Source organism: Bartonella sp. AA83SXKL, from assembly GCF_042196965.1.
Taxonomy (GTDB): domain Bacteria; phylum Pseudomonadota; class Alphaproteobacteria; order Rhizobiales; family Rhizobiaceae; genus Bartonella.
Window position 1 is genome coordinate 39,820 of record NZ_JBHIRG010000005.1, and the last position, 23,887, is coordinate 63,706.

Annotated in this window: 19 protein-coding genes and 1 other RNA gene; 12 read left to right on the forward strand and 8 right to left on the reverse strand. The window is 37.4% G+C overall.

What is annotated here, in order from left to right; genetic code table 11:
- Positions 1 to 784 precede the first annotated feature (784 nt).
- From ACFINO_RS03830 to ACFINO_RS03845, 4 genes are all read left to right on the forward strand, one after another.
- On the forward strand, positions 785 to 1,627 hold the full coding sequence (locus ACFINO_RS03830) for a D-2-hydroxyacid dehydrogenase family protein (protein WP_375655088.1): 843 nt from the start codon (positions 785 to 787) through the stop codon (positions 1,625 to 1,627).
- Positions 1,628 to 1,858: 231 nt separating this feature from the next.
- A complete protein-coding gene (locus ACFINO_RS03835) occupies positions 1,859 to 1,984 on the forward strand; it encodes a hypothetical protein (RefSeq protein ID WP_375632953.1) in 126 nt (41 codons plus the stop codon).
- A 34-nt stretch (positions 1,985 to 2,018) separates the two neighbouring features.
- A complete protein-coding gene (locus ACFINO_RS03840; RefSeq protein WP_375655089.1) occupies positions 2,019 to 3,068 on the forward strand; it encodes an MFS transporter in 1,050 nt (349 codons plus the stop codon).
- Positions 3,069 to 3,268: 200 nt separating this feature from the next.
- Entirely contained in the window at positions 3,269 to 4,096 is an 828-nt protein-coding gene (locus tag ACFINO_RS03845; RefSeq protein ID WP_375655090.1) for a TauD/TfdA family dioxygenase, read from the forward strand.
- Positions 4,097 to 4,752: 656 nt separating this feature from the next.
- Here ACFINO_RS03845 and ACFINO_RS03850 read toward each other — a convergent pair.
- From ACFINO_RS03850 to ACFINO_RS03880, 7 genes are all read right to left on the reverse strand, one after another.
- Entirely contained in the window at positions 4,753 to 6,552 is a 1,800-nt protein-coding gene (locus ACFINO_RS03850; protein WP_375655091.1) for an acetolactate synthase 3 large subunit, read from the reverse strand.
- A gap of 270 nt (positions 6,553 to 6,822) precedes the next feature.
- A complete protein-coding gene (miaA, locus tag ACFINO_RS03855; protein WP_375655092.1) occupies positions 6,823 to 7,695 on the reverse strand; it encodes a tRNA (adenosine(37)-N6)-dimethylallyltransferase MiaA in 873 nt (290 codons plus the stop codon).
- Positions 7,696 to 8,468: 773 nt separating this feature from the next.
- Positions 8,469 to 9,992, reverse strand: coding sequence for a Do family serine endopeptidase (locus ACFINO_RS03860; protein WP_375632961.1), 1,524 nt, complete (start codon positions 9,990 to 9,992; stop codon positions 8,469 to 8,471).
- 151 nt (positions 9,993 to 10,143) lie between these two features.
- A complete protein-coding gene (gene hflC / locus ACFINO_RS03865; protein WP_375628861.1) occupies positions 10,144 to 11,082 on the reverse strand; it encodes a protease modulator HflC in 939 nt (312 codons plus the stop codon).
- Between the two features lie 2 nt (positions 11,083 to 11,084).
- Positions 11,085 to 12,224 carry an FtsH protease activity modulator HflK gene (hflK, locus tag ACFINO_RS03870; protein WP_375632963.1) on the reverse strand — a complete coding sequence of 380 codons (1,140 nt, stop codon included), beginning with the start codon at positions 12,222 to 12,224 and terminating at the stop codon, positions 11,085 to 11,087.
- A 119-nt stretch (positions 12,225 to 12,343) separates the two neighbouring features.
- A complete protein-coding gene (locus ACFINO_RS03875; RefSeq protein WP_375655093.1) occupies positions 12,344 to 12,853 on the reverse strand; it encodes a dihydrofolate reductase in 510 nt (169 codons plus the stop codon).
- The gene (locus ACFINO_RS03880) at positions 12,850 to 13,644 is read right to left on the reverse strand and encodes a thymidylate synthase (protein WP_273722957.1); all 795 of its coding nucleotides are present in this window, start codon (positions 13,642 to 13,644) and stop codon (positions 12,850 to 12,852) included. The genes ACFINO_RS03875 and ACFINO_RS03880 overlap by 4 nt, the downstream gene beginning before the upstream one ends.
- Before the next feature lie 213 nt (positions 13,645 to 13,857).
- Between ACFINO_RS03880 and ACFINO_RS03885 the strand changes: the two genes are divergently transcribed.
- The 3 genes from ACFINO_RS03885 (at position 13,858) to ACFINO_RS03895 (ending at position 19,391) form a co-directional block, all read left to right on the forward strand.
- Entirely contained in the window at positions 13,858 to 15,165 is a 1,308-nt protein-coding gene (locus tag ACFINO_RS03885; RefSeq protein WP_375655094.1) for an MFS family transporter, read from the forward strand.
- Between the two features lie 955 nt (positions 15,166 to 16,120).
- Positions 16,121 to 17,431: an MFS family transporter gene (locus ACFINO_RS03890; protein WP_375632969.1), complete on the forward strand. Its 1,311-nt coding sequence runs from the start codon at positions 16,121 to 16,123 to the stop codon at positions 17,429 to 17,431.
- A gap of 652 nt (positions 17,432 to 18,083) precedes the next feature.
- The gene (locus ACFINO_RS03895) at positions 18,084 to 19,391 is read left to right on the forward strand and encodes an MFS transporter (RefSeq protein ID WP_375636794.1); all 1,308 of its coding nucleotides are present in this window, start codon (positions 18,084 to 18,086) and stop codon (positions 19,389 to 19,391) included.
- Between the two features lie 68 nt (positions 19,392 to 19,459).
- On the opposite strand, the gene ACFINO_RS03900 is transcribed toward ACFINO_RS03895, so the two are convergent.
- Positions 19,460 to 19,765, reverse strand: a complete 306-nt coding sequence (locus ACFINO_RS03900) for a DUF2853 family protein (RefSeq protein ID WP_375618238.1) — start codon at positions 19,763 to 19,765, stop codon at positions 19,460 to 19,462.
- Between the two features lie 97 nt (positions 19,766 to 19,862).
- On the opposite strand from ACFINO_RS03900, the gene ssrA reads away from it, so the two are divergent.
- The 5 genes from ssrA to ACFINO_RS03925 all read left to right on the forward strand — a co-directional run bounded on the left by ssrA (position 19,863) and on the right by ACFINO_RS03925 (position 23,863).
- Positions 19,863 to 20,219: a transfer-messenger RNA gene (gene ssrA / locus ACFINO_RS03905) on the forward strand.
- 179 nt (positions 20,220 to 20,398) lie between these two features.
- A complete protein-coding gene (locus ACFINO_RS03910; protein ID WP_375636796.1) occupies positions 20,399 to 20,950 on the forward strand; it encodes an SspB family protein in 552 nt (183 codons plus the stop codon).
- Positions 20,951 to 20,958: 8 nt separating this feature from the next.
- Positions 20,959 to 21,141 (forward strand): DUF4169 family protein, encoded by a 183-nt coding sequence (locus tag ACFINO_RS03915; RefSeq protein ID WP_375612011.1) that lies wholly within the window; start codon positions 20,959 to 20,961, stop codon positions 21,139 to 21,141.
- Positions 21,142 to 21,151: 10 nt separating this feature from the next.
- Positions 21,152 to 21,403: a ribbon-helix-helix domain-containing protein gene (locus ACFINO_RS03920; RefSeq protein WP_273788067.1), complete on the forward strand. Its 252-nt coding sequence runs from the start codon at positions 21,152 to 21,154 to the stop codon at positions 21,401 to 21,403.
- 120 nt (positions 21,404 to 21,523) lie between these two features.
- Positions 21,524 to 23,863, forward strand: a complete 2,340-nt coding sequence (locus tag ACFINO_RS03925) for an ATP-dependent helicase (RefSeq protein ID WP_375655095.1) — start codon at positions 21,524 to 21,526, stop codon at positions 23,861 to 23,863.
- The last annotated feature ends 24 nt before the right edge of the window (positions 23,864 to 23,887 follow it).

Below are 23,887 nucleotides of genomic sequence, written 5' to 3' on the forward strand. Positions count from 1 at the left end.
CAATTGCAAAAATCTCACTAGAAAAAATGTCCTTAACAGGATAAGAATAATGTCATTTTATGAATACTATTTTACACAATCAATCAGCTTTCTTGCACATAAAAATAAAGTACATCCACTATTACGAAATAATAATTAAATATATCAAAAACCTTTTAGCAGAAATAGCTCTCAACAAAACTACTTAATCCTATGATGATACACCTATAAAGTTCCTATCGTCCTCTTATCATGATTTTAATAAATTTACTCTTCATGCTACAAATATGTTATATCTCAACGCATAAAGAGAGATATCACACTTATATGAAGCACGCTTTATCTCGCACAAATATGTAGTTTTTTCTGTTTCAACAATAAAATATGGTTCGTAAGTATGACCTTCTTGGTAGTCTATTATAGAAAACTGGAACATGGTTTCAGTCCAGCGTAGCACTTCAGATTCGTCCTCTAGAATATGAGAAAAGCGCAATTCTTCATCTATTGAGTCAAACTTTTTCTTTTTGTCGCAATGTTTTAAAGTTTATAAAAACTAACTGATTAATGCTGTTCTTATTGCTAGAAATAACAATAAATCAAGGGGTATAATTTGTTAATAGGCTTGGCGTTATGTCAAAATATCAGCGATGAGATTGCTTTTTGGTTGTTTTAGAAATGAAATAATGAGCTCAAATATTGATGAATGAAACGGAAGGTTTAAATTGAAAATATTAATTCCAGATGACTATCAAAAAGCCACTCTAACATTACAGTCTATTACAAAATTAATGACATCACATGAAGTGTGGTTATAAATAATTTAGCTAAAGAATGTGATTTAGAAGATAAGCTCAAAGAGATCGATATTCTTATCTTAATCAGAGAGCGGACTATAGTTGATAGAAATCTTCTCCTGAAACTGCCAAATTTAAAATTAATCTGCCAAACAGTCCCTATAGGTTCACATATTGATATAGAAGCTTGTAGAGACTTAGAAATTGAAATATTAGACGGTGGTGGAGATCCAACTTCTGCTGCTGAATTTGCGTGGCTCTTAATTATGTCTGCGCGTAGAAAACTCTGTAAATCTGTATCTGATATGAAAAAAGGACGATGGCAAACAACATTTGGCAACCAAATGAAAGGGGCTACTCTTGGAATATTCGGGTTTGGGCATATTGGTAAAATGGTTGCTCAATATGCTCAAGCTTTTGGCATGTCCATTTTGGTTTATGGGAGCGAGCGTTCAACGCAAGAAGCAAAAAATTTAGGTTATCATTTTACGCATTCAAAAGAAGAATTTTTTACACGTCCTGACATTATATCCATCCATTTACGTTTAAGTGATAAAACTAGAGAAATCATAAAATTAGATGATCTATTGAGCATGAAACCTCATGCTATTTTTGTCAACACAGCGCGTTCAGCTTTGGTTGAAAAAGGGGCGATAGAAAAAATACTAAGTTTGGAAAATTCAACTTACTTTGCACTGGATGTTTATGACAGCGAACCAGTATATGAGAGCAAATTATTGCAATCAGATCGAGTTCTTTGCACACCGCATCTGGGCTATGTGACTGAAGAAAGCTTTGAGAATTATTTTGAAAAAGCTTGCCAAAATATAGCTTCTTTTATGAAGAGCACTTAATGCCGGCTGAGCCAATGTTTGTAAAATTTATCTTATGTCGCTAGCGTATCAAATTTGCACGACACATAATAGCTTATTTCCTTAAATGAAGCATATTCCTTAGCTTTCACATTAAGACAAATCGTATTGACAGATTTTTATGTAATCAGCATAAAATACCTAATTTATTGTTGCAAGCATTATTAAAAAAGGCTACTTTATTGGAATACAATTTAATTGGAGGGGGGCTGAGTGAGCAATAATAAATTTATAGAAAAGAATTATTATAGATGGATTATATTGCTTGTTGCCACTATCGCTCAAGCATCAGCTTGCTTCTTTGTTCAAGGGATTGGTCCTTTAGCTGAATTTTTTTAAGAAGGATTTCTCGCTTAGTGACTCTCAAATAGGTTTGCTGTCTTCAGCAGCGCAGTTCCTACCTATTATTGGATTACTTGTAGCTGGTGAATTACTAGACAAGTTTAACGAGCGCTATATTGTTGGAGTTGGCGCACTCGGCGTTTCTATCGCTCTTTTATTGGGAGCAATTGCAGAAAACTATATTTCCCTTTTGGTTTGTTTGCTCATTGTAGGGGGATTTTATAGCTCTGCTCAACCTGGTGGTGCTAAATCTGTTTCTGCATGGTTTCCACAATCGCAACGCGGATTTGCAATGGGAATAAGGCAAGCGGGGCTACCATTAGGTGGGGCATTAGCTGGGATGGTTCTTCCTGCAAGTGCGCTTGTCTATGGCATACAAGGTGCGTTTTTGGTCGGTGCCATCGTTTCTTTTTTAGGGGGATGTATCTTTATTATTTTTTATCACGCACCAGCAAAAGTTGTCGCTATCGTTCCAAAAAGCAAGGCAAAAGTTTCGTTCTATGCAAATGTAAAGTCTCGTCTTGCGATGTTAACTGCACCACATATGAAGAATATTATTTTTTCAGGCGTTTCACTTGTGATCGTTCAATATGTTTTAACCATTTTTATAACGATTTATTTTTATAGAATCTATCAGCTGTCCTTAAATAAAAGTGCTTATTTGTTTTTTGTTTCACAGGCTTCTGGTGCCTTAGGAAGAATTATTTTAGCAGCGTGGAGTGATCATTGTAGAAAAGGACGATTTTTTCCTGTCTTGTTTTGCATGATTGCAGTCGTTTTTGGATTTTTAATATTAATTTTAGGCATGAGTGGATCCATAATTTATTTAACTATTTTATCTGCTTGGTTAGTTTTTTTTGGATTGGGATGGTATGGCCCTTGGGTCGCCTATATTGTAGACTCTTCACCAAAAGAAAGCGTTGGCTTTTCTCTGGGGTTAGCAATGTCTATAAATCAAATCGCAATTATTACTGCTCCACCATTATTTGGATTAATCCAAGATTTTACAGACACTTATGTACTAACATGGCTGATTTTAATTTTAATTATTATTTTTTCACTTTTCTTAATAAGAAAGTAGGGAAAGATAATTGGGGAGGAAATTATAATGATAAATGAAAATACTTTTGAGTTGAGCAATCTCGAAAGAGACAAACTTTGGGAGGCTTTGGACCATGTTATTTATGATCCATACGGTGGTATTGAATATTCGGTTAAGCTAAAAAAATAGCATTTTCGCTGCTACCCCATAGAATATTGACAATTCTTATGAATCAAAAGATGTCTATTACCCCTAGAGCATATTTAATCTTTGAAAACCTTCCAATTGATAGACAAATTAATACGTCACCTAATCCTTATAATTTAGATGCGTCTTGTAAAAGTGGCTATATTAGCGAAAATTTAATTATGATGTTTTCTTTATTAATCGGAGAGCCTTATTCAATTAAATTTGAAGGCGAACATATAGTAAACAACCTAGTTCCTTTAGAGGATAATAAAAAAGATTATACAGGATTAGGATCTGAAGTTGAGTTAGATTTTCATATAGAAAATGCTGCACTAAAATTTATAAGAGGTTTAAATTTATCTCCTAAAGTGATCCTTTTATCTGGTGTTCGCAATGATGTTGATGGCCCGTTAACGAGAATATCTGATGCACGTCTCGCTCTAAAACTTTTAAATGAGGAGGATTTGAGGAGCTTAAGGGATAATTTATATATAATTAATGTTCTCTATAGATGGAGAAAAAATGGGGTAACCTCTACAAGTAAAGTACCCCTCGTTCAAGGGGACGGTGAATTCCCAGATATCAGCGCTGTTTTTTATCCAGGCATGTTAGAACCACAGTCAAAAAAAGCCAAGGAAGCTTTAGATCATTTTTATGAAGCTATTAAGGCTGTATCTTTTGGAATTGATGTACAACCAGGAAGATTATTATACATTGATAACAGAATGGCTCTACACTCTAGAGATAAATTTTCTGGATCATTTGATCGTTATAAAAATCCAATGCGGTGGATTCAAAGAGTGTTTGTGTCTGCAGATTTATGGAATCATAGATATGTAGAACAAATAAAAGAAAGAGTATTTGATTTTCAATGTTAATGTCCTGATAATGATATGGTGTTGAGTATTATTCTGGTTTATATATTGACTACACACCTCATATGTATAGGTTTCTCCCACATAATCATACCTGATTATAAGCTATGGTGGCCAATTGATTTTCCATGGCTGTATTTGATCTTTGTTATTTTTTCCCTTCCTTCAGTCCGCTAGGGGGATTCTCCTACCAAGCCCTTGAAAGAGCGATTTGAAGTAATTTCATAATGCGAAATCAAAACATAGTGACAAACTTTTCTATTGTTTTCACAAGTATGACGGTTTGCATGGTTGCACCCTTCAAGCACAGTGGATTTTTCTTGCACGATGGAATCTTTCATATATGAGACAACATAATTAATTTATAACAGATAATTCAATGTATTATCTAAAAAATGCAACGAAATAGCTATTAATGTGAACATATGAATTAAAAAAACAAACATCGCGTACAAATAAATTCAAACATAATTGGGCACACGACTTATAACATTTTTTAGATGAACAAATAATAATACACCCCATGTCTTTAAACACAGAATGAAAATCATAAAATGAGCTCTAAGGATAATAGAAACTCTCCACAAAGAAGAGAAAGAGATGAAGACTCCAAAGACTTCATCATCACCATCCTTCACTATTTTATTAATATATTCATTTTATACAAGAATCTTTCCCTCAGAAGAAATAGCATTTGCAATAGCTTCTTCGCTTGCCTCATCGGGTAATAACATCTCATTATGGGCACATCCTGATGGGATCATAGGAAAACAATTTTCTAAATGATAAACACGACAATCGAAAAGAACAGGCTTATCACAGTCAATCATTTGCTGAATTTTATCATCAAGTTCATCGGGTTTTGAACAATGAATTCCTACGGCTCCATAAGCTTGTGCCAATTTTACAAAGTCAGGCATAGATTCCGTATAAGAATGAGAAAGACGATTACCATGCAGCAATTGCTGCCACTGGCGAACCATCCCCATATACTGATTATTTAAAATGAAAATTTTCACCGGTGTGTCATGCTGAATAGCTGTTGCAAGCTCTTGAATATTCATCTGAATGGAGGCATCACCAGAAATACACACAACAAGCGTATCAGGATGCGCTATTTGAACACCTATAGCAGCAGGTAAACCATACCCCATCGTTCCAAGACCACCAGAAGTCATCCAATGTTTTGGTTCATCAAAATAATAATACTGCGCTGCCCACATCTGATGCTGCCCGACATCCGTTGTAATATAAGCATTCGCATCTTTGGTAAGAGCATAAAGTCGTTCAAGAGCATATTGCGGCATAATGACATCTTTTTTCTCCGCATATGCCAATGAATTACGAGCTTTCCAACGGTTAATTTGCGTCCACCACGCCTCACGGACTTCACTGTTAAACGCTGGTTGCTGTATCTTTAAGAGTTGCGTCATATCTCCTAAAACACAAGCCACATCACCAATAATTGGAACTTCTGCTTTTACAATTTTATTGATAGAAGAAGGGTCAATATCAATATGAATAATACGCGCATGAGGTGCAAATGCATCAAGGCGCCCCGTGATACGATCATCAAATCGTGCTCCAACAGCTAACATGACATCACAATCATGCATGGCCATATTAGCCTCATAGGTTCCATGCATTCCAAGCATTCCAAGCCAATTTTTACCGGAAGCAGGATAAGCACCAAGTCCCATTAATGTTGAAGTAATCGGAAAATCCCCCAATTGAACCAAATTACGTAAAAGCTGTATAGCTTTCATCCCCGATGAAATAACACCACCACCAGAATAAATAATAGGGCGTTTTGCCTCAACTAAAAGAGAAACGGCAGATTCAATAGCCTTAGTATTCCCTTTCATCGATGGAAAAGAATGTAAAAACTCCTGAACTTGAGGTGCTCTATAAAATCCTGAAGCAAATTGAACATCCTTAGGAATATCAATCAAAACCGGACCAGGACGACCTGATTGAGCAAGAAAAAAAGCTTCATGAATAATAGCCGCAAGATCATTGACATTTTTAACCAGCCAATTACGCTTCGTACAAGGCTTTGTAATTCCAACTGTATCAGCCTCTTGAAAAGCATTTGTTCCAATCACCGTTGTTGACACCTGCCCAGAAAAACAAATAAGAGGTATCGAATCCATAAGAGCATCTTGCAAAGGTGTAACAGCATTCGTTGCCCCTGGACCAGAAGTCACAAGCATAACCCCTACCTTCCCTGTGCTGCGTGCATAGCCTTCAGCCGCATGCCCTGCGGCTTGTTCATGGCGCACCAAAATATGCTGGAGTGTATCTTGGTGATAAAGAACATCAAAAATAGGCAAAACAGCCCCACCAGGATAACCAAAAATATGTTCAACGCCTTGATCTATAAGAGCTTGAACCACTATTTCAGCGCCCGACATTATTTTTCCATCTGCACTCTCTTGCTTTCTTGGATCATTTCTCATTTTTCCCACTCACCTACTTTATAGGACAATAAAAAAGCCCCTAACGGAGCTCATAAAAAAAGCCCCCAAAGGAGCCCATTACACAACACATACTGTATGATTACCCCCATTATGCCAACGTATAAAATATATAAAAAATTCCTTGTAGGAAGATTTCTAATTCCATTGATACCATTCGTCAATAAAAAATTATATTTTCTAAAAAAATTCTTTTTCACGAATTATCTTTTATCTTTCGATAAGTTTCTTTGCAAAGCTCTAACTCTTTTATCAAAAAGTAAGCACCCATTCTTCATCAAATTGATTACGAAACCATGTCATTTGTCTTTTTGCATATCTCCTCGTTTGTATTTTCACCGCTTCAAGAGCATTCTCAAAGCTTCTATATCCATCCAAATAAGCCATAAACTCAGGTATACCAATAGCCTTCATTGCTGGTAATGAAGAGGAAAGTTTAAGTTTTTTCATAGCCACCACTTCTTCTAAAGCTCCTCTTTCAATCATAGAATCCAAGCGTTTATGAATACGTTCATAAAGCAGAGGACGTGGTGGCATGAGAAGAATTTTTTCGGTCAAATTCGGCGCAATGATAGGTGTTGTTTTTTGTTTCTGCCACCAACTGAGCGTCTTACCGGTTGCATCATAAACTTCCAAAGCACGTACAATACGCTGTCTATCGTGCGAAGAAATTTTTTCAGCAACAACAGCATCAATCTGCAACAACTGGCGATAAAGACTTTCAGGTCCCTCTTTATCAAGCAGCAAACGCCACTTCTGCCGCACAACATTTGGAACATGAGGGATTTCCGAAATCCCCTCTAAAAGAGCACGAAAATAAAGTCCTGTCCCACCAACAAAAATAACTGATCTTAAAGAAAAAATAGCCAATAGCTTCTCGACATCACACAACCATTGCCCTACTGAATAATTCAAAGTAGGACTCACATGACCATAAAGATAATGGGGAACAATCGCGGTATCAGCCTCCCCCGGCCGTGCCGTTAAAATATTTAAAACATCATAAACCTGCATTGAATCAGTATTAATAATGAGAGCATTCTTTTCTTGAGCCATTTGCAAGGCAAGTTCTGACTTCCCACTTGCCGTTGGCCCCGCTATTAATGTAACTGTTCTCTGTGTCATGAATAGCAATTTCTCCCAATCAATAACTTATTGCAACATGCAGACACCACCAAAGCCCCCTATGAAATTTATAAAAATGGGCTTAATAACAACACCAAAGGAATTTCCAAGCATTTTTGCTATCATAGTTCAATAGTAAACTACAGCCATAATCATTCTGTCCGTTAGTCCATTAAAAACAAACATATTCTTTGTCATCATTTATGAAAATAATACTGAGCTTAACCTATACAATCAAACAGCTTTATTTTTTCCTATAAAAACAGTATACTAATCTGATTTATAGTAGGAGATTTAGAAATTGTCTTCTTCACGCTCTCTTTTTTATAACTATTTCTTCATCCATCACCAAGAAAGGTGTAAATATATATAACTAATTTAGTCTAATATGATTTTTCTCTAAGATAGTTTTTTTCAAACTGAAGTGAAAAAAAACGTTCTCCATAGCACATAAAGTACAATCACAAAGGACTAAAAGTCTCACTAAATAAAACATTATTTATAATAATAATTGACTTAAACACAAAACATAGATCTCTTATGCAGCATTTCAAAGTCTAGGCTGTTGCAAGATTGGAAACTAGCAAATCTATGATGGTACCAACTTGTACTTTTATTTAACGTAGAAACAGAGCTGCCCAATGGATTTTATATTGCACACCCCATGCTCTCTATCGTGAAATGAGCTTGAGAAACATTGGACATCACATGCCTGACTTGCAAAATATCCCATTACTAAGGCTGATAAAAAACAAAAAAATAATTTTTAAGGATCAATCCATTAGGAGCGTTACGAACCGTAACTCTCCATCTGGACGCGCTACAATAAATAGAGCATTTTTGCGTCCAGCTTCACGTAATTTATGAATACGTTTTTTAGCCTCATCAATTGTTGTGATAGAACTCTGATTGATATCAACAATCACTTCACCAACGCGAATACGCTTTTTATCCGCTGCACTATTTTGTGCAACAGCTGTCACCACTAATCCTCGAAGTTTATCTGAAATTGAATAACGATGACGCAAATCCTCTGTCAGTTCAGATAACGTCATTCCCATAAATTGCATTGTCACGTTTTTCGACAGATCTTGATTTTTTTTATCAGCAACTTCTTCTGTATCTTCATTTGGATCTGTTTCAATCAAACGTCCAAGCTTAACTTTTACTGTTTCTTCTTGCCCATTGCGTAAAATAGTAACGTCCACCACTTTTCCTTCTGAACTTTCTGCAACTAAACGCGGCAAATCACGTGCATGCTTAATTTTGGAATTACCAAAGGAAAGAATAACATCTCCAGTTTGTAACTGGCTATTATCTACATTATTTTCTTCCGTCTGTTCTATTTTACCAGCCACCAATGCTCCCACAGCATTGTCCAATTTTAAACTTTTTGCAATATCCTCTGTTACCGGCTGAATACGAATAGCCAACCAACCACGCCTTATTTCTCCAAAATCACGCAATTGATTAATAACAGAAAGAGCCATATCCGATGGAATAGCAAATCCAATACCGATAGATCCTCCCGAAGGTGAAACAATTGCTGTATTAATGCCAATGACTTCACCATTTCTATCAAATAACGGACCACCAGAATTGCCCCGATTAATTGCTGCATCTGTTTGAATAAAATTATCATAGGGACCAGCATTAAGATCACGGTTACGTGCAGAAATAATACCAACCGTCACACTTCCACCAAAACCATAAGGATTACCAATAGCCATAACCCAGTCACCAATACGTGCTTTTTCTGAGTCACCAAAACGCACAGCTTTTAATTTTTTACTTCCTGCATCGACTTGAAGCAACGCCAAATCAGTTTTGCTATCCTTTCCAAGAAGCTTTGCCTTTAGTTTTGTACCATCCGTAAAATTAACTTCAATATCATCAGCATCTACAATAACATGATAATTTGTAACAATAATCCCTTTTTGCGCATCAATCACAAAACCAGACCCTAAAGAACGCACCTTTTGAAATTGACTATCTTTTTGACCATCCTTGGGTATAAAAAAATCACTAAAATATTCCTCCAGCAATGAATCTTTTGGGATAACGGGTACCGAGGTGTTTGCATCCTGTTCTGTTCCTTCAACAGTCTGCGCCGTGGAAATATTCACAACTGTTTCCAAAAGCTCAGAAGCTAAATCAGGAATAGAAAGCAATGCCTTGCTTGTCTCGGCTCCCCAAGACAAACTCACTGATCCTGATAGAAACAAAGTCACACAAAAAACAACTCTTGTGATAAAAAACTTTAAAAACGTATTTTTACTCACGACACTTCTATCCATGACATGCCTTTAATCAAAGATGCAAAGAGCCCCACTAAATTTATATACGGAAAACCAGCACGGCTCGATACTCTCTACCACTTTTACCATAAAAGAAAATGGTCACAGATCATTCTTTTCATGCAAAATCTCGTATCTGCAATCCATTATTTTATCTATTCTCTCCCGATTTTGGATCAGTTTTACTGAGGCCAGTATTCATTGTCGGTAAGAATGCTTTATTTGCCTGCGGCGGATTACGAAAATAGAAAAAGAAATCCTCATTTGGAGAAATCACCATCGGTGTTTTCTCTAAATTCTTGTATTGTTCCATCGCCAACCAAAAATCGTAAAAAGACGGATTAGCCTCCCTCGCATTCAATAAAAGACGAATACTTTCAGCTTGACCTTCACCACGGGTAATTTCAGCATCACGCTTTGCAGCTGCTACAATTTCTTCATATTCACGATTAGCTTCTGCCACAATACGATCTCGCTCCTGCTGACCACGGGCCCGAATATTTTCCGCAGCAGCTTCACGTTCAGCTGCCATTTGCCGATAGACATCTTCTGAAACAGCATCAGTCAAATCGGTTTTACGAATACGCACATCAACAATGGCAATACCCAACGAACCTGCATCTACAGAAAATTGCTTCTGTACTTCAGCCATCATCGCGCCTCGTTCATCCGATAAGGCTGCTTTAAATTCTCGCTTACCATAAACAGCACGCAAAGCGTCAATAAACCGTGGTGCAAGGTTTTCACGTGCCGCAATTTGTGGACGCCCAGAAGCAATGCGCTGTAAAAACAACTTAGGATCTGTAATACGGTAAATAAAGAACGCATCCACCTCATAATACGCACCACCACGAACCTGTACAGATTGTGTAGGAACATCGTAACGCAATAACCGATTATCAACAATGATCATCTTATCGATAAAGGGCGCCTTGAAATAGATTCCAGGATTAGATTCTACCTGAACAATTTGTCCAAAACGCTTAATTGCTACCTGTTGACGAGGATAGACGATAAAAACGGACATCCACAAAATCATCAAAACAAACACTATAGCACTAAAAACAAACAAAAAGCGAGATTGCTGCATAATTAATCTCCTCCAGAAATACGAGAATCTAAGAGTAACGCAGGACGCGCTGATGTTGCCTTTACTTTTTCCGATGACTTGCTACGCAACAATTCGTTCAAAGGCAAATAAGGCATCGCTGGAGAATTTGCCTGATCAAGAACCAGCTTATTTGGTGAAGAAAGAATCCGCCCCATCGTCTCCATGTAGAGACGGTAGCGAGCAGCTTCTGGTGAAATCGCAGCCTCTCGAGCTATCGCCTGAAAACGTTCAGCACGCCCTGTTGCCTCTTCAACCATTTGTGCCTTTTCACCTTTTGCGATTTCCCGTGTGCGTGAAGCTTCACCATTTGCTAAACCAATTTTCGTAAAACGCACACGATTCCCCTCTTCAATCATTCTTCCACGTTCCTGCTCCGCCTGCTGAACAGAATTAAACGCAGCAGCAACCTTTGTCGGAGGAGCAGCTTCACTGATAGAAACACGGCTTATTTCGACACCAAGTTGATATTTATCCACAGTCAACTGGATAATCTTTCTAACGTCATTAGCAACTTCTTCTTTCTTGTCACGTAAAACATCATCAACCGGCCGCGAACCAATGACCTCACGCATTGCACTCTCAGCAACTTGGCGGACAGTTCCCTCTTGATCATTCACATTGAATAAAAACTGACTAGGGTATGAAATCCGATAATAAACGGAAAAATTAACATTAACGATATTTTGATCACTCGAAAGCATTAAACCATCACTTTGTTGCGCCTGACCGGGCTTCCCACCAATCGCGATTGTTTTTTCCGTTAAAGGTACTTTCATATAGGTCTCAATTGGCCAAAAATGAAAATGCAACCCATCACCAATAATGCCTTCTTTAGGGATGCCAAAGCGCAACTCTACCGCTTGTTCATTTTGCTGAACAATATAAATTGACTGGTATAGCCAAAAAAACACAATAAGCAGAAGGAATAAAACAGAAAAACTGCTTCTCCCGAATTGTTTAAACTGATCCTGCCCTTTGCGCAAAATTTCATTAAGATTAGGACCATTTTCACCACCATTACCGCCACCAGAACCAAAGAGATTCTTAGCTGGTGTTTTTTTGTCACCACTGTTTTTATCGCCACTCCACGGGCCACCACCATTTTGATTTGTCCAGGGCATTATCACCTCTTTAACTGATTACCACTACTCGAACACCAACCATTTGCTTGATCTTATAGGGTGTCTCTTACCTCATTACAATACAACTGATAAACCCTTCCACTTCATATTACAAAAAATTATTTCCGCTCATAAACAACAAAACGTGTCGGATGACTATCTTTATCCCCTTTTGGAATATCTTGTGTTTGCACAATAGTCCACTTTTCTTTATCAAAAACAGGAAAAAAACTATCACCTTCTATAGAAGCTAAAACTTCTGTAAGGAATATTTTATCAGCCATATGCAACCCTTGTTGAAAAATTTCACCCCCACCAATAATAAAAATTTCCTCTACATCATTTTGAGAAGCAACATTTGTTGCAAGAGAACAAGCTTGCGATAAAGAGTGAGCAACAACAGCCCCTTCAGCACAAAAGGTACAATCACGCGTAATGACGATATTTGTACGCCCTGGTAAAGGTCTCCCAATAGAATCCCAAGTTTTTCTTCCCATAATAATGGGCTTACGCAACGTCAAAGCTTTAAAGCGTTGCAAATCCGTCGATAAATGCCACGGCATTGCACCTTCACGACCGATAACACCATTTTCTGCAACAGCAGCAATTAAACAAATGGAAATCGTCATATTGCTACCGGCGCTTTAATATGGGGTTGTGCTTCATAATTAAGCAACTCAAAATCCTCAAATTGAAAAGAAAAAAGATCTGTTACCGCTGGATTTATGCGCATACATGGCAAAGCATTTGGTATACGAGACAATTGATATTTTGCCTGTTCAAAATGATTAGAATAAAGATGAGCATCTCCCAGAGTATGAATAAAATCGCCTACTTTAAGACCGCTTACTTGCGCAATCATCATCGTTAGCAATGCGTAGGATGCAATATTGAATGGAACACCTAAGAAAATATCCGCCGAACGCTGATAAAGTTGACAAGATAATTTCCCCTCCGCAATGTAAAATTGAAAAAGACAATGACACGGAGGCAACGCCATTTCCTCTATTAATGCAGGATTCCAAGCTGACACAATCAAGCGACGAGAATCTGGCGTTTCCTTAATCATCGTTAAAAGATTGTTAATTTGATCAATATGGCGTCCATCAGGAGCAGGCCAAGAACGCCACTGATAACCATAAACAGGACCAAGATTTCCCTTTTCATCAGCCCACTCGTCCCAAATTGACACACCATGCTCTTTCAACCAAGCGATATTTGTATCGCCTTTAAGAAACCACAAAAGTTCATAAATAATTGAACGTAAGTGTAGTTTCTTTGTTGTCAACAACGGAAATCCTGCTTGTAAATCAAAGCGCATCTGATACCCAAAAATAGATCGCGTTCCAACACCCGTTCGATCTGTCCGATCAATACCCTGATTTAAAACGTGAGATAAAAGAGCAAGATATGATTTCATAGGGCTATTATGACCGATTCTTCTCATTATAGAAAATAAAAACTGTAAAATCCGTACAAAGATAATTCAAATCTTTTTCCAAAAACATCTTACACAAGAAATTATCATGATCTGACTAAATTTTTGATGCAAAAGATAAAATACTATAGACAGCTTCTAAAAAAATGACATAAATGAACAAAGATGGATGAACATGAAATAAAGGGATCGACTATGGAAAAACAAGAAGCTTTAAAACCACATGATACAAGAAAACGTATCTGGGCTATCGTGTCCAGTGCATCAGGTAATCTAGTAGAATGGTATGACTTTTATGTTTATTCCTTTACATCTATTTATTTTGCATCACAATTCTTTCCCTCAGATGGCAATGACGTTACGCAACTTTTAAAAGCGGCGGGTGTTTTTGCTATTGGTTTTCTTATGCGCCCAATCGGCGGATGGCTTTTTGGCTTCATTGCCGATCGTTATGGACGCAAACGCTCAATGCTTATCTCTGTTTTTATGATGTGTGGTGGTTCGTTCTTAATCGCCCTACTTCCTACCTATGAAACCATTGGAGTGACAGCAGGAATTCTTTTACTTTTACTCAGAATGCTTCAGGGGCTTTCTGTCGGTGGTGAATATGGTACAACAGCAACTTATATGAGCGAAATCGCCCTCAAAAATCGCCGAGGATTTTTTAGCTCTTTCCAATATACCACACTGATTGGTGGTCAACTTCTAGCCAGTCTCGTTATATTCATTTTAGCGCTTTATCTCACCGAAGATCAGCTAAAAGCGTGGGGCTGGCGTATTCCATTTGCCATTGGTGGACTAGGAGCAATTGTTGCGATTTATCTACGCCGCACACTCCATGAGACAACGACCAAAGAAAGTCGTTCTAGTGCACAAGCTGGTAGTATTAGGGGACTTCTGAGCAACCACCGAAAAGCTTTCTTTCTGGTTATTGGCTTTACAGCTGGAGGATCGCTCACATTCTACACCTATACGACTTACATGCAGAAATATCTGATCACAACCACTGGCTTTGATAAACATACAGCCACAACAATCATGACAGCTGCACTCTTTGTTTTCATGTTACTCCAACCCCTCTTTGGTGCTCTTGCAGATAAAATTGGAACAAGAACTTCACTCCTTATTTGGAGTGTCTTATCTATTATCTTTACCATTCCTGGACTTAATATGATTGGTAGTACTGATAGTACATGGATTGCTTTATCAGTCATTACTGGAATGCTCTGCATTATGAGCTTTTATACATCTATCTCTGGCATTGTAAAATCAGAAATGTTTCCCGCTTCAGTACGAGCAATAGGAGTTGGGCTCTCTTATGCTATTGCCAACGCACTGTTTGGCGGTTCTGCTGAATATGTCGCGCTTGGATTAAAAGATCTTGGATATGAATCTGTCTTCTATTTTTATATAACCGGCATGATGATTATTGCATTCATCGCTGTTCTCTTAATGCCAGATGCTCGCAAAAAAGGGTATTTACAAGGAGACGATATTCATTAACCTTTAATGTTAACAAACAAGGATTTTAACAAAAAAGCCTAGTATTCTGGGCTTTTTTTTATATCCTTTCCGATAGCAGTTTAAAGCTCACAATTTTTTTATCCCTTCAAACACTCTAAAAAAGCAATGTTCCCTCCTGCGCACACCGCTTATAAAAATAAATGGCTTCATATTATTATGTAATAAATACTTCTTTTGCTGAATTTAGTTCACTGAAGATAAAAAACGTTTGATTTATTTTAATATTCCCATTCCCACTCAAAGTCGAAGACAAGTGATTATCTTTCAAGAAATTTTATCAATAATAAAGATTACACTCATGATTTTGTTTAATACGTTCTTAATGGTACCCCTCATGCAACACAAATCCTTTCATGAAAAATAGAAAATACCATTATATTATGAATTCACACACTTTTTTGAGAAACATTTCTCAATGCACCCAACTCCATTTCACAACGGCACTCGTGAATGACATAACGTAAAAGCCCCGTAAAGTATAAACATGGGCACTACTCTCTTTATAATTAATAAAAGTGCAAGCCGCTATCATTATATTATTGATGAACTCTTAATATTGTACTCCCCCTTAACACTTAAGATCATTCATAAAAAGTATTTTAACAGATACACCAACCTTGCATGCAATAGTCAATAACATCATTTTACGAAACAACATCAAGCATATAAACTAAAGAGTATCATATCTTCATAAACACTCTACATATGCAAATAATTCACAATCAAACAAAAAATAATATTTCCTTAAGGATAGTAAAAAGCGTATGATTTACGCAATATAACAACACCATGAGCCCAAAACACCACTGATAGCTCTAGAAAAAATCTTTATGTTTCCCTAAAAAATTATCATGATACAATGGCGTTTTTATAATGCACATCGTAAATAGCTTTAAAAAGAAGAAAAGTTATAAATCTAAAAGGGGAATACTTCATGAATAATCAAACAACTTTAGATCCACATGATACAAGGAAACGTATTTTTGCTATCATATCCAGCGCATCAGGAAATCTGGTAGAATGGTACGACTTTTATGCTTACTCCTTTGCATCGGTTTATTTTGCATCACAGTTTTTTCCTGAAGATGAAGATATTGTTACACAACTGTTAAAAACGGCAGGAATCTTTTTTATTGGCTTTCTTATGCGTCCAATTGGAGCATGGCTCTTTGGCTGCATTGCCGATCGTTACGGACGCAAACGCTCAATGCTTATTTCTGTTTTTATGATGTGTGGTGGCTCTTTTCTCATTGCCATACTTCCCACTTATAAAACCTTGGGAATAACAGCAGCATTTCTTCTCCTTTTAGTCCGTATGTTTCAAGGACTTTCCGTTGGCGGTGAATATGGTACAGCAGCAACTTATATGAGCGAAGTTGCACCGAAAAATCGTCGCGGGCTCTTTGCTTCTTTTCAATATGCAACAACGATCTCAGGTCAACTTCTCGCAAGTTTTATAATATTTATTTTAGCCCTTTACCTTACTGAAGATCAGTTAAAAGCGTGGGGATGGCGTATTCCTTTTGTGATTGGTGGCTTTGGAGCAATCGTTGCAATTTATCTGCGTAGTTTGCTCCATGAAACAACAACCCACAAAAGCCGCTCTGAAAAACATGCTGGTAGTCTTCGAGAACTTTTTCGCAATCATAAAAAAGCTTTCTTTTTGGTTGTTGGCTTTACAGCTGGTGGATCACTCACATTTTATACATACACCACTTATATGCAAAAATATCTGATCACAACCACGGGCTTTGATAAACAAACCGCAACAACGATAATGACTGCCGCCCTCTTTGTTTTTGTGCTACTCCAACCCCTTTTTGGTTCCCTAGCCGATAAAATTGGAGCAAGAGCTTCACTCATTAGTTGGGGGGCATTATCCATTATCTGCACCATTCCTGTACTTAAAATGATCGGTAATGCCCATAATCCATGGACAGCACTCTTAATTATTATTGGAATACTCTGTGTTATGAGTTTTTATACGTCCATTGCTGGTATCATAAAAGCAGAATTGTTCCCTGCTTCAATCCGAGCAATTGGTGTTGGATTTGCTTTTGCCATTGGCAACGCACTCTTTGGCGGTTCTGCTGAATATGTAGCGCTTGGATTAAAAAATATGGGATACGAATCTGTTTTCTTTTTTTACATCGTTGGTATGATGGTCATTGCACTCATCTCTATTCTTCTTATGCCCGATATAGATAAAGGAGGATATCTCGATAAAGACGATAGACTTCATTAAACTTATTTTCTTGATAAAAAAGCCCAAGAAATTGGGCTTTTTTTGATCTCCTCTCCACCCTAGTAAAGAACGAAAAGCCCGCCCTACATTCGTCTTACAAACGACTCAGTTTCTCTTAAATTGTCTATAGTTACTGCCTCTTTATGTAATTTACTTGATAAGATTCTATGGGCAGCCCTACCCTAAATATTTATCACGATATCTAAAAAACACCTCATACGGAAAACCTTATCTGAGGCTTACCTCACCCTCCTAAATGATGATATGTTATGATACAATAAGATAAGTAAGGACACAAAATCCCCTTTTACATTACTTAAGCTTTATGAAATATTTTCAGTTTTTGGGCTTTCTGTTCATAAAGACCATCTCTTCTATGATCTTCCGGTATGATTCCAATAATTGCATTCTTCTCATAAAGTTTAAAGGTATCTTGATCTACTTTTCAATGTTCTCTCCCTTTAAATGCAATATGATAACTTTTTATTCTACAACACAAGTAAAAATCTTAAAACGAATGACAACATAACTCTAATAAATCATCTTAAAGAGTTTCCCTAAGAAATTGTTATAATACAATTGAATTTTTCTGGAAATCATAAACAATTATGTTTAGAAAATATGAACTATAAATCCAAAAGGGGAACAATTCATGAAAAATGAAACAACTTCAGCATCACAGGATGCAAGAAAACGTGTTTTTGCTATTATAGCAAGCGCATCAGGAAATCTCGTAGAATGGTATGATTTTTACGTTTACTCATTTGCATCAATTTATTTTGCATCACAATTCTTTCCCTCCGATGGTGATACGATTACGCCACTGTTAAAAACCGCGGGTGTGTTTTTTATTGGCTTTCTTATGCGCCCTATTGGAGCTTGGTTTTTAGGGTTTGTCGCCGATCGTTATGGACGTAAACGCTCGATGCTTATATCCATTTTTATGATGTGTGGTGGCTCTTTTTTCATCGCCATACTTCCCACCTATGAAACCTTAGGAATAACATCAGCAATCCTTTTACTTTTAGCTCGGATGATGCAAGGACTTTCAGCAGGTGGTGAATATGGTACAGCAGCCACTTATATGAGCGAAGTTGCCCTCAAAAAACATCGTGGGCTTTTTGCTTCTTTCCAATCTGCCACCCTTATTACAGGTCAACTTCTTGCCAGCTTCATTATATTTATTCTAGCATCTTATCTCTCTGAAGATCAGTTAAAAGCATGGGGATGGCGCATTCCTTTTGTAATTGGTGGATTCGGAGCAGTGATTGCGATTTATCTGCGTCGTTCTCTCCACGAAACAACCACGAAAGAAAGCCGCTCTCACAAACACTCTGGCAGTCTTAAGGAACTACTCACCAAGCATACAAAAGCAGTTGTCATAATTGCATGCTTTGCATCAGGAGGATCACTCACATTTTACACCTTTACGACTTATATGCAAAAATATCTGATCACAACCACCGGCTTTGATAAACATACCGCAACAACGATTATGACAGCTGTACTATTTATTTTCATCCTATTCCAACCCATAGCTGGTATCATAGCCGATAAAATTGGAACAAAAACTTTACTTATCATTTGGAGTATACTCTCTGTCATCTTTACATTTCCTGGACTCTGGATAATCGGTAATACGCATAATATATGGATTGCCTTTTCCGTCATTATTGGCTTGCTCTTCATTATGAGCATGTATACATCCATCTCTGGTGTCGTAAAATCAGCAATGTTTCCCTCTTCAATACGCGCATTAGGCGTTAGCATCTCTCATGCCATTGGTAACGCCTTATTTGGTGGTTCTGCTGAATACGTTGCGCTTGGATTAAAAAAGTACGGTCATGAATCACTCTTTTATTTTTATATAACCGTCGTGATGATCATGGCATTCATTGCTCTTCTCTTTGTCCCAAGTATGCGTAAAGGAGGCTACCTCCAAGAGGATGAAAAACATTAATCCTTTTTATCAACGAAAAAGCCCAAGAAATTGGGCTTTTTTTATCATTATCACAAATTTAATATTGTTTAAATTTTATGAAGTGCATTAAGTTGCTTAGCAACTAGATAATAGAAAGTCATACGACTTTTTCTACGCTCTCCAGACATCATCTCAGCCACTTTTGAAACAGCCATTTTAGCACTCTTCTCATCAGCTTCTAAAACATCTTGAACCCATTTTTCAACACGTTCTAACTCTTTTGGATCCGACGTAGCAACAAGCGCTGCATCCTGCTTTTTCATCACCAAAGCTAAACGACGGCTAAGTCGTTCTACTGCTGCTTCATCGGGATTTGAATCATATAGTTTAATATCTGCTAAATTATTTGTCATTTTGCATCATCTCCTCTCCAAAAATGAGCGGACTATATTTTACAGCCGCACCATATAGCTCCATAAATAATTAGAGGATTAAAAATATTAACAACCCCCCCTTTTCCTAAGACTGTTCTTCATCTATATTTAGAGTGCTGGTTTACCAGCTATGGTAATAAATGGACGATGAAATAAACCTATTGGACCCGGGGGCGGTACCCGGCGCCTCCACCAAAATATAAGAAACCAAAGTTATATTTTGGTGGGGGCGAAATAGGATCGACAAGGGTGTAAAGATCGCTCTTTTACTCGGCATTGTACCACCGTTATCGGGCTAAATGAGTAGTTGCAAATGACAACTATGCGGAAGCACGTCTCGCCGCTTAAGGTGGTGTGAATGTTTCAATTTAAGTCTTAAACCGTCGCAGGTTTAAGCGGGGTTCGGAGGCACCTGGCAACAGAAGCCTTCACTTTTTTAAATGTTGTTGATTGATCTTTCAGACATTATCAGACATTATTTACCATAGAGTTTCGTATTTATTCGATTTATTGAGGTGTATCGTAGAAAAAATCTGCTAATTTAAAATATATTCTATCACACAATATCAATACGCCCCATTCTGCTACGTGAAATAAAAGGAATAAACTTCGATGGTTAAAGATCAAATCCGTTACGATATTCTCGTTCAGGATGCGCTTCGTGGAGTTATCCGTAAAGTTTTATCGGAAGTTGCCAAAGCAGGTCTTCCGGGAAATCATCATTTTTTTATAACTTTTTTGACAAATGCCCCAGGCGTTAAAATTTCTCCTCGGCTAAAAAATCGCTATCCCGAGCAAATGACAATCGTCTTACAACATCAATTTAGAGATCTCAGTGTTTCAGAAACAGCTTTCGAAGTAACCCTCTCTTTCAGGGAAATAACCGAAAAGCTCGTGATTCCTTTTACTTCCATTCAGGTCTTTTATGATCCTGTAGCAGCATTTGAAGCAGCATTTGATCTGCCCTCAAATCTAACCTCTGGAGAAAGTGAAAATTCAGAAAATACCTCAACTACGCCCATTACCTTATCAAACAAACAAAAAATAGAAAATACGCTTACAAAAGAACAAAATCTCAGTACAAATAAAGAACCTTCAAATAACGATGCAAAACAAAATCAAAGTGCTGATGTTGTCTCTTTAGATTCCTTTCGGAAAAAATAATTTTTTTCATGACTGAATTGATTAATCTTCGCCAATTTCGAAAACAAAAAAAACGTACAGAAAAATCTCTTTGTGCTGAGCAAAATCGTTATCGTTTTGGACGAACAAAAACTGAAAAAAATTTTGAGCAGCAAAAATCTTTAAAAATGCAAAAATTTCTTGATCAAAATCGTTTACGAAACGACGAATAAAGGTGGAAAAATGCACGAAAATAATTCTATCGATTGGTCAAAAGTCATTCCACGAAAGATATCTGTTCGCGTTGATGGACACGCAACAAGCGTCTCTTTAGAACCACCATTTTTAGATATTCTAAAAGATATAGCCCGCAAAAAAGGACAATCTTTAGCCTTTATTATCACCGATATTGATAGCAAAAGACCACAACAAGTAAATCTTTCAGCTTCGTTACGCGTTTATGCCCTTCAAAGCGTTCTCACCCAACGCCTTTAATGTTTGTGCTTATTTTTTTACGTTCTCTTTCTGTCTATTCAACTGAAACTGTTGTGACTTTTTAAGAGGAGTTTTTTTAATCTAGAACTTCAATAAAAAAAAGACTACAAAAGAGAGATAATGAGTAATTTTTCTGATCACACCATACCTTTCTTTGAAGAAGATTCCCCTCCAGACCATGATAAGAAGAGCTCTGGTTTTTTCTCCCATACTCTAAAAGAACAAAAATCATATAACACAGACTATTTAGAACAACTCAATCCAGAACAGCAACAAGCTGTTATGAATACTAAGGGACCTCTTTTAGTTCTTGCAGGTGCTGGTACAGGAAAAACGCGCGTTTTAACAACCCGTATTTCTCACATTTTACGCTCTGGACTTGCCTCTCCTCAGCAAATACTTGCTGTCACTTTCACCAACAAAGCAGCACGTGAAATGAAAATACGTATTGGTGAACTTATTGGAGAAGTTGTTGAAGGTATGCCTTGGCTTGGAACCTTTCATTCCACTGGAGCTAAAATTGTACGCCGTCACGCAGAGCTTGTTGATTTAAAAAGAAACTTTACAATTCTCGATAGCGATGATGTTCTTCGACTTTTAAAACAACTTATTCAAGCTGAAGGATTAGACGATAAGCGTTGGCCCGCACGAAACCTTGCCATGATGATTGATTCTTGGAAAAATCAAGGACTTTCACCAACACATATCTCAAAAAGTGATGCTCATTCCTTTGGTAACGGCATGGGACGTGAACTTTATCACAGTTATCAAAATCGATTAAAAGATCTTAATGCTTGTGATTTTGGTGACCTTCTACTTCATTCTATCTCTATCTTCCAACATAATCCAGATATTCTTCGCGAATACCATTCTCAATTTCGTTATATTCTTGTCGATGAATATCAGGATACAAATACAGCACAATATCTTTGGCTTCGCCTTTTGGCCCAACATCCTCAAGGTCAACATGTTAATCTTTGTTGTGTTGGTGATGATGATCAATCCATTTATGGATGGCGTGGTGCAAAAGTCGAAAACATATTACGTTTTGAAAAAGATTTTCCTTCTGCTAAAATTATTCGTCTAGAACGCAATTATCGCTCAACATCTCATATTCTTAAAACCGCCTCCCATCTCATTGCTCATAATGAAGAAAGACTGGGAAAAGTCCTTTTTTCTGCTCAAATAAAGAGTGAGGAAGAAAAGGTAAAAATTCATTCAGCATGGGATTCGGCAGAAGAAGCTCGAGCAATCGGAGAAGAAATCGAACGCGCACAACAAACCGGTCATGCATTAAATCATATGGCTATATTGGTACGCGCATCATTTCAAATGCGTGAATTTGAAGATCGCTTTGTAACACTTGGCCTTAATTATCGCGTCATTGGTGGTCCTCGTTTTTATGAGCGAATGGAAATACGTGATGCCATGGCTTATTTACGCGTTGTTGTCCAACCTACTGATGATTTAGCTTTTGAGCGTGTTATTAATACACCGAAACGCGGCATAGGAGATGCAACCCTGCGCATTCTTTATGAGAGTGCACGTGCACGTGCTGTTCCTCTCTTTTCTGCTGCCGCTGACATCATTGAAACAGATGAATTAAAGCCTAAGGCACGCAGTGCGTTACGAAGCCTTATTGAAAACTTCCGCCGCTGGCAAAATATGCTTCAAGACACTCCTCATAGAGAACTTGCCGAGATCGTCCTTGATGATTCTGGTTATACAACCATGTGGTTAGAAGATCGTTCACCAGAGGCTCCTACAAGACTAGAAAATCTTAAAGAAATGATTCGTTCCATGGAACAATTTGAAAATCTTCAAAGTTTTTTGGAACATGTTGCACTCGTTATGGAAACGGAAAATAATGAAAATATGGATGCAGTCAACATCATGACACTTCATTCAGCCAAAGGGCTTGAATTTGAAACAGTTTTTCTTCCAGGTTGGGAAGAAGGACTCTTTCCCCACCAGCGCTCATTAGATGAAGGTGGACTTTCAGGATTAGAAGAAGAACGGCGTCTTGCTTACGTAGGTCTAACAAGAGCAAAAAAACATTTGCATATATGGTTTGTATCGAATCGAAGAATTCATGGACTTTGGCAACCTGCTCTTCCCTCCCGTTTTCTAGATGAATTACCAGCAGAACATATAGAAGTTGTAGAAATGCAAACATCCTATGGTGGTTATGGAAAATCTTCCTTTCAACATCACGATTCCTTTTATAATGACTATGCAACAGCAAGACAAAAGCGTGCACAAAAAAACAAGAATATTGAAGGGAAAGTTATCTCTCAATCAATCTCTCATGTACCATCAGATTTTTCTGTCAATGATCGGATTTTTCACATAAAATTTGGTTATGGTCGTATTACAACAATAGACGATCATAAATTGACAATAATGTTCGAAAAAGCCGGAGAAAAGCGTGTACTAGACAATTTTGTAAACAAAGCTTAATTACAAGTAAACCACGATCAGTTT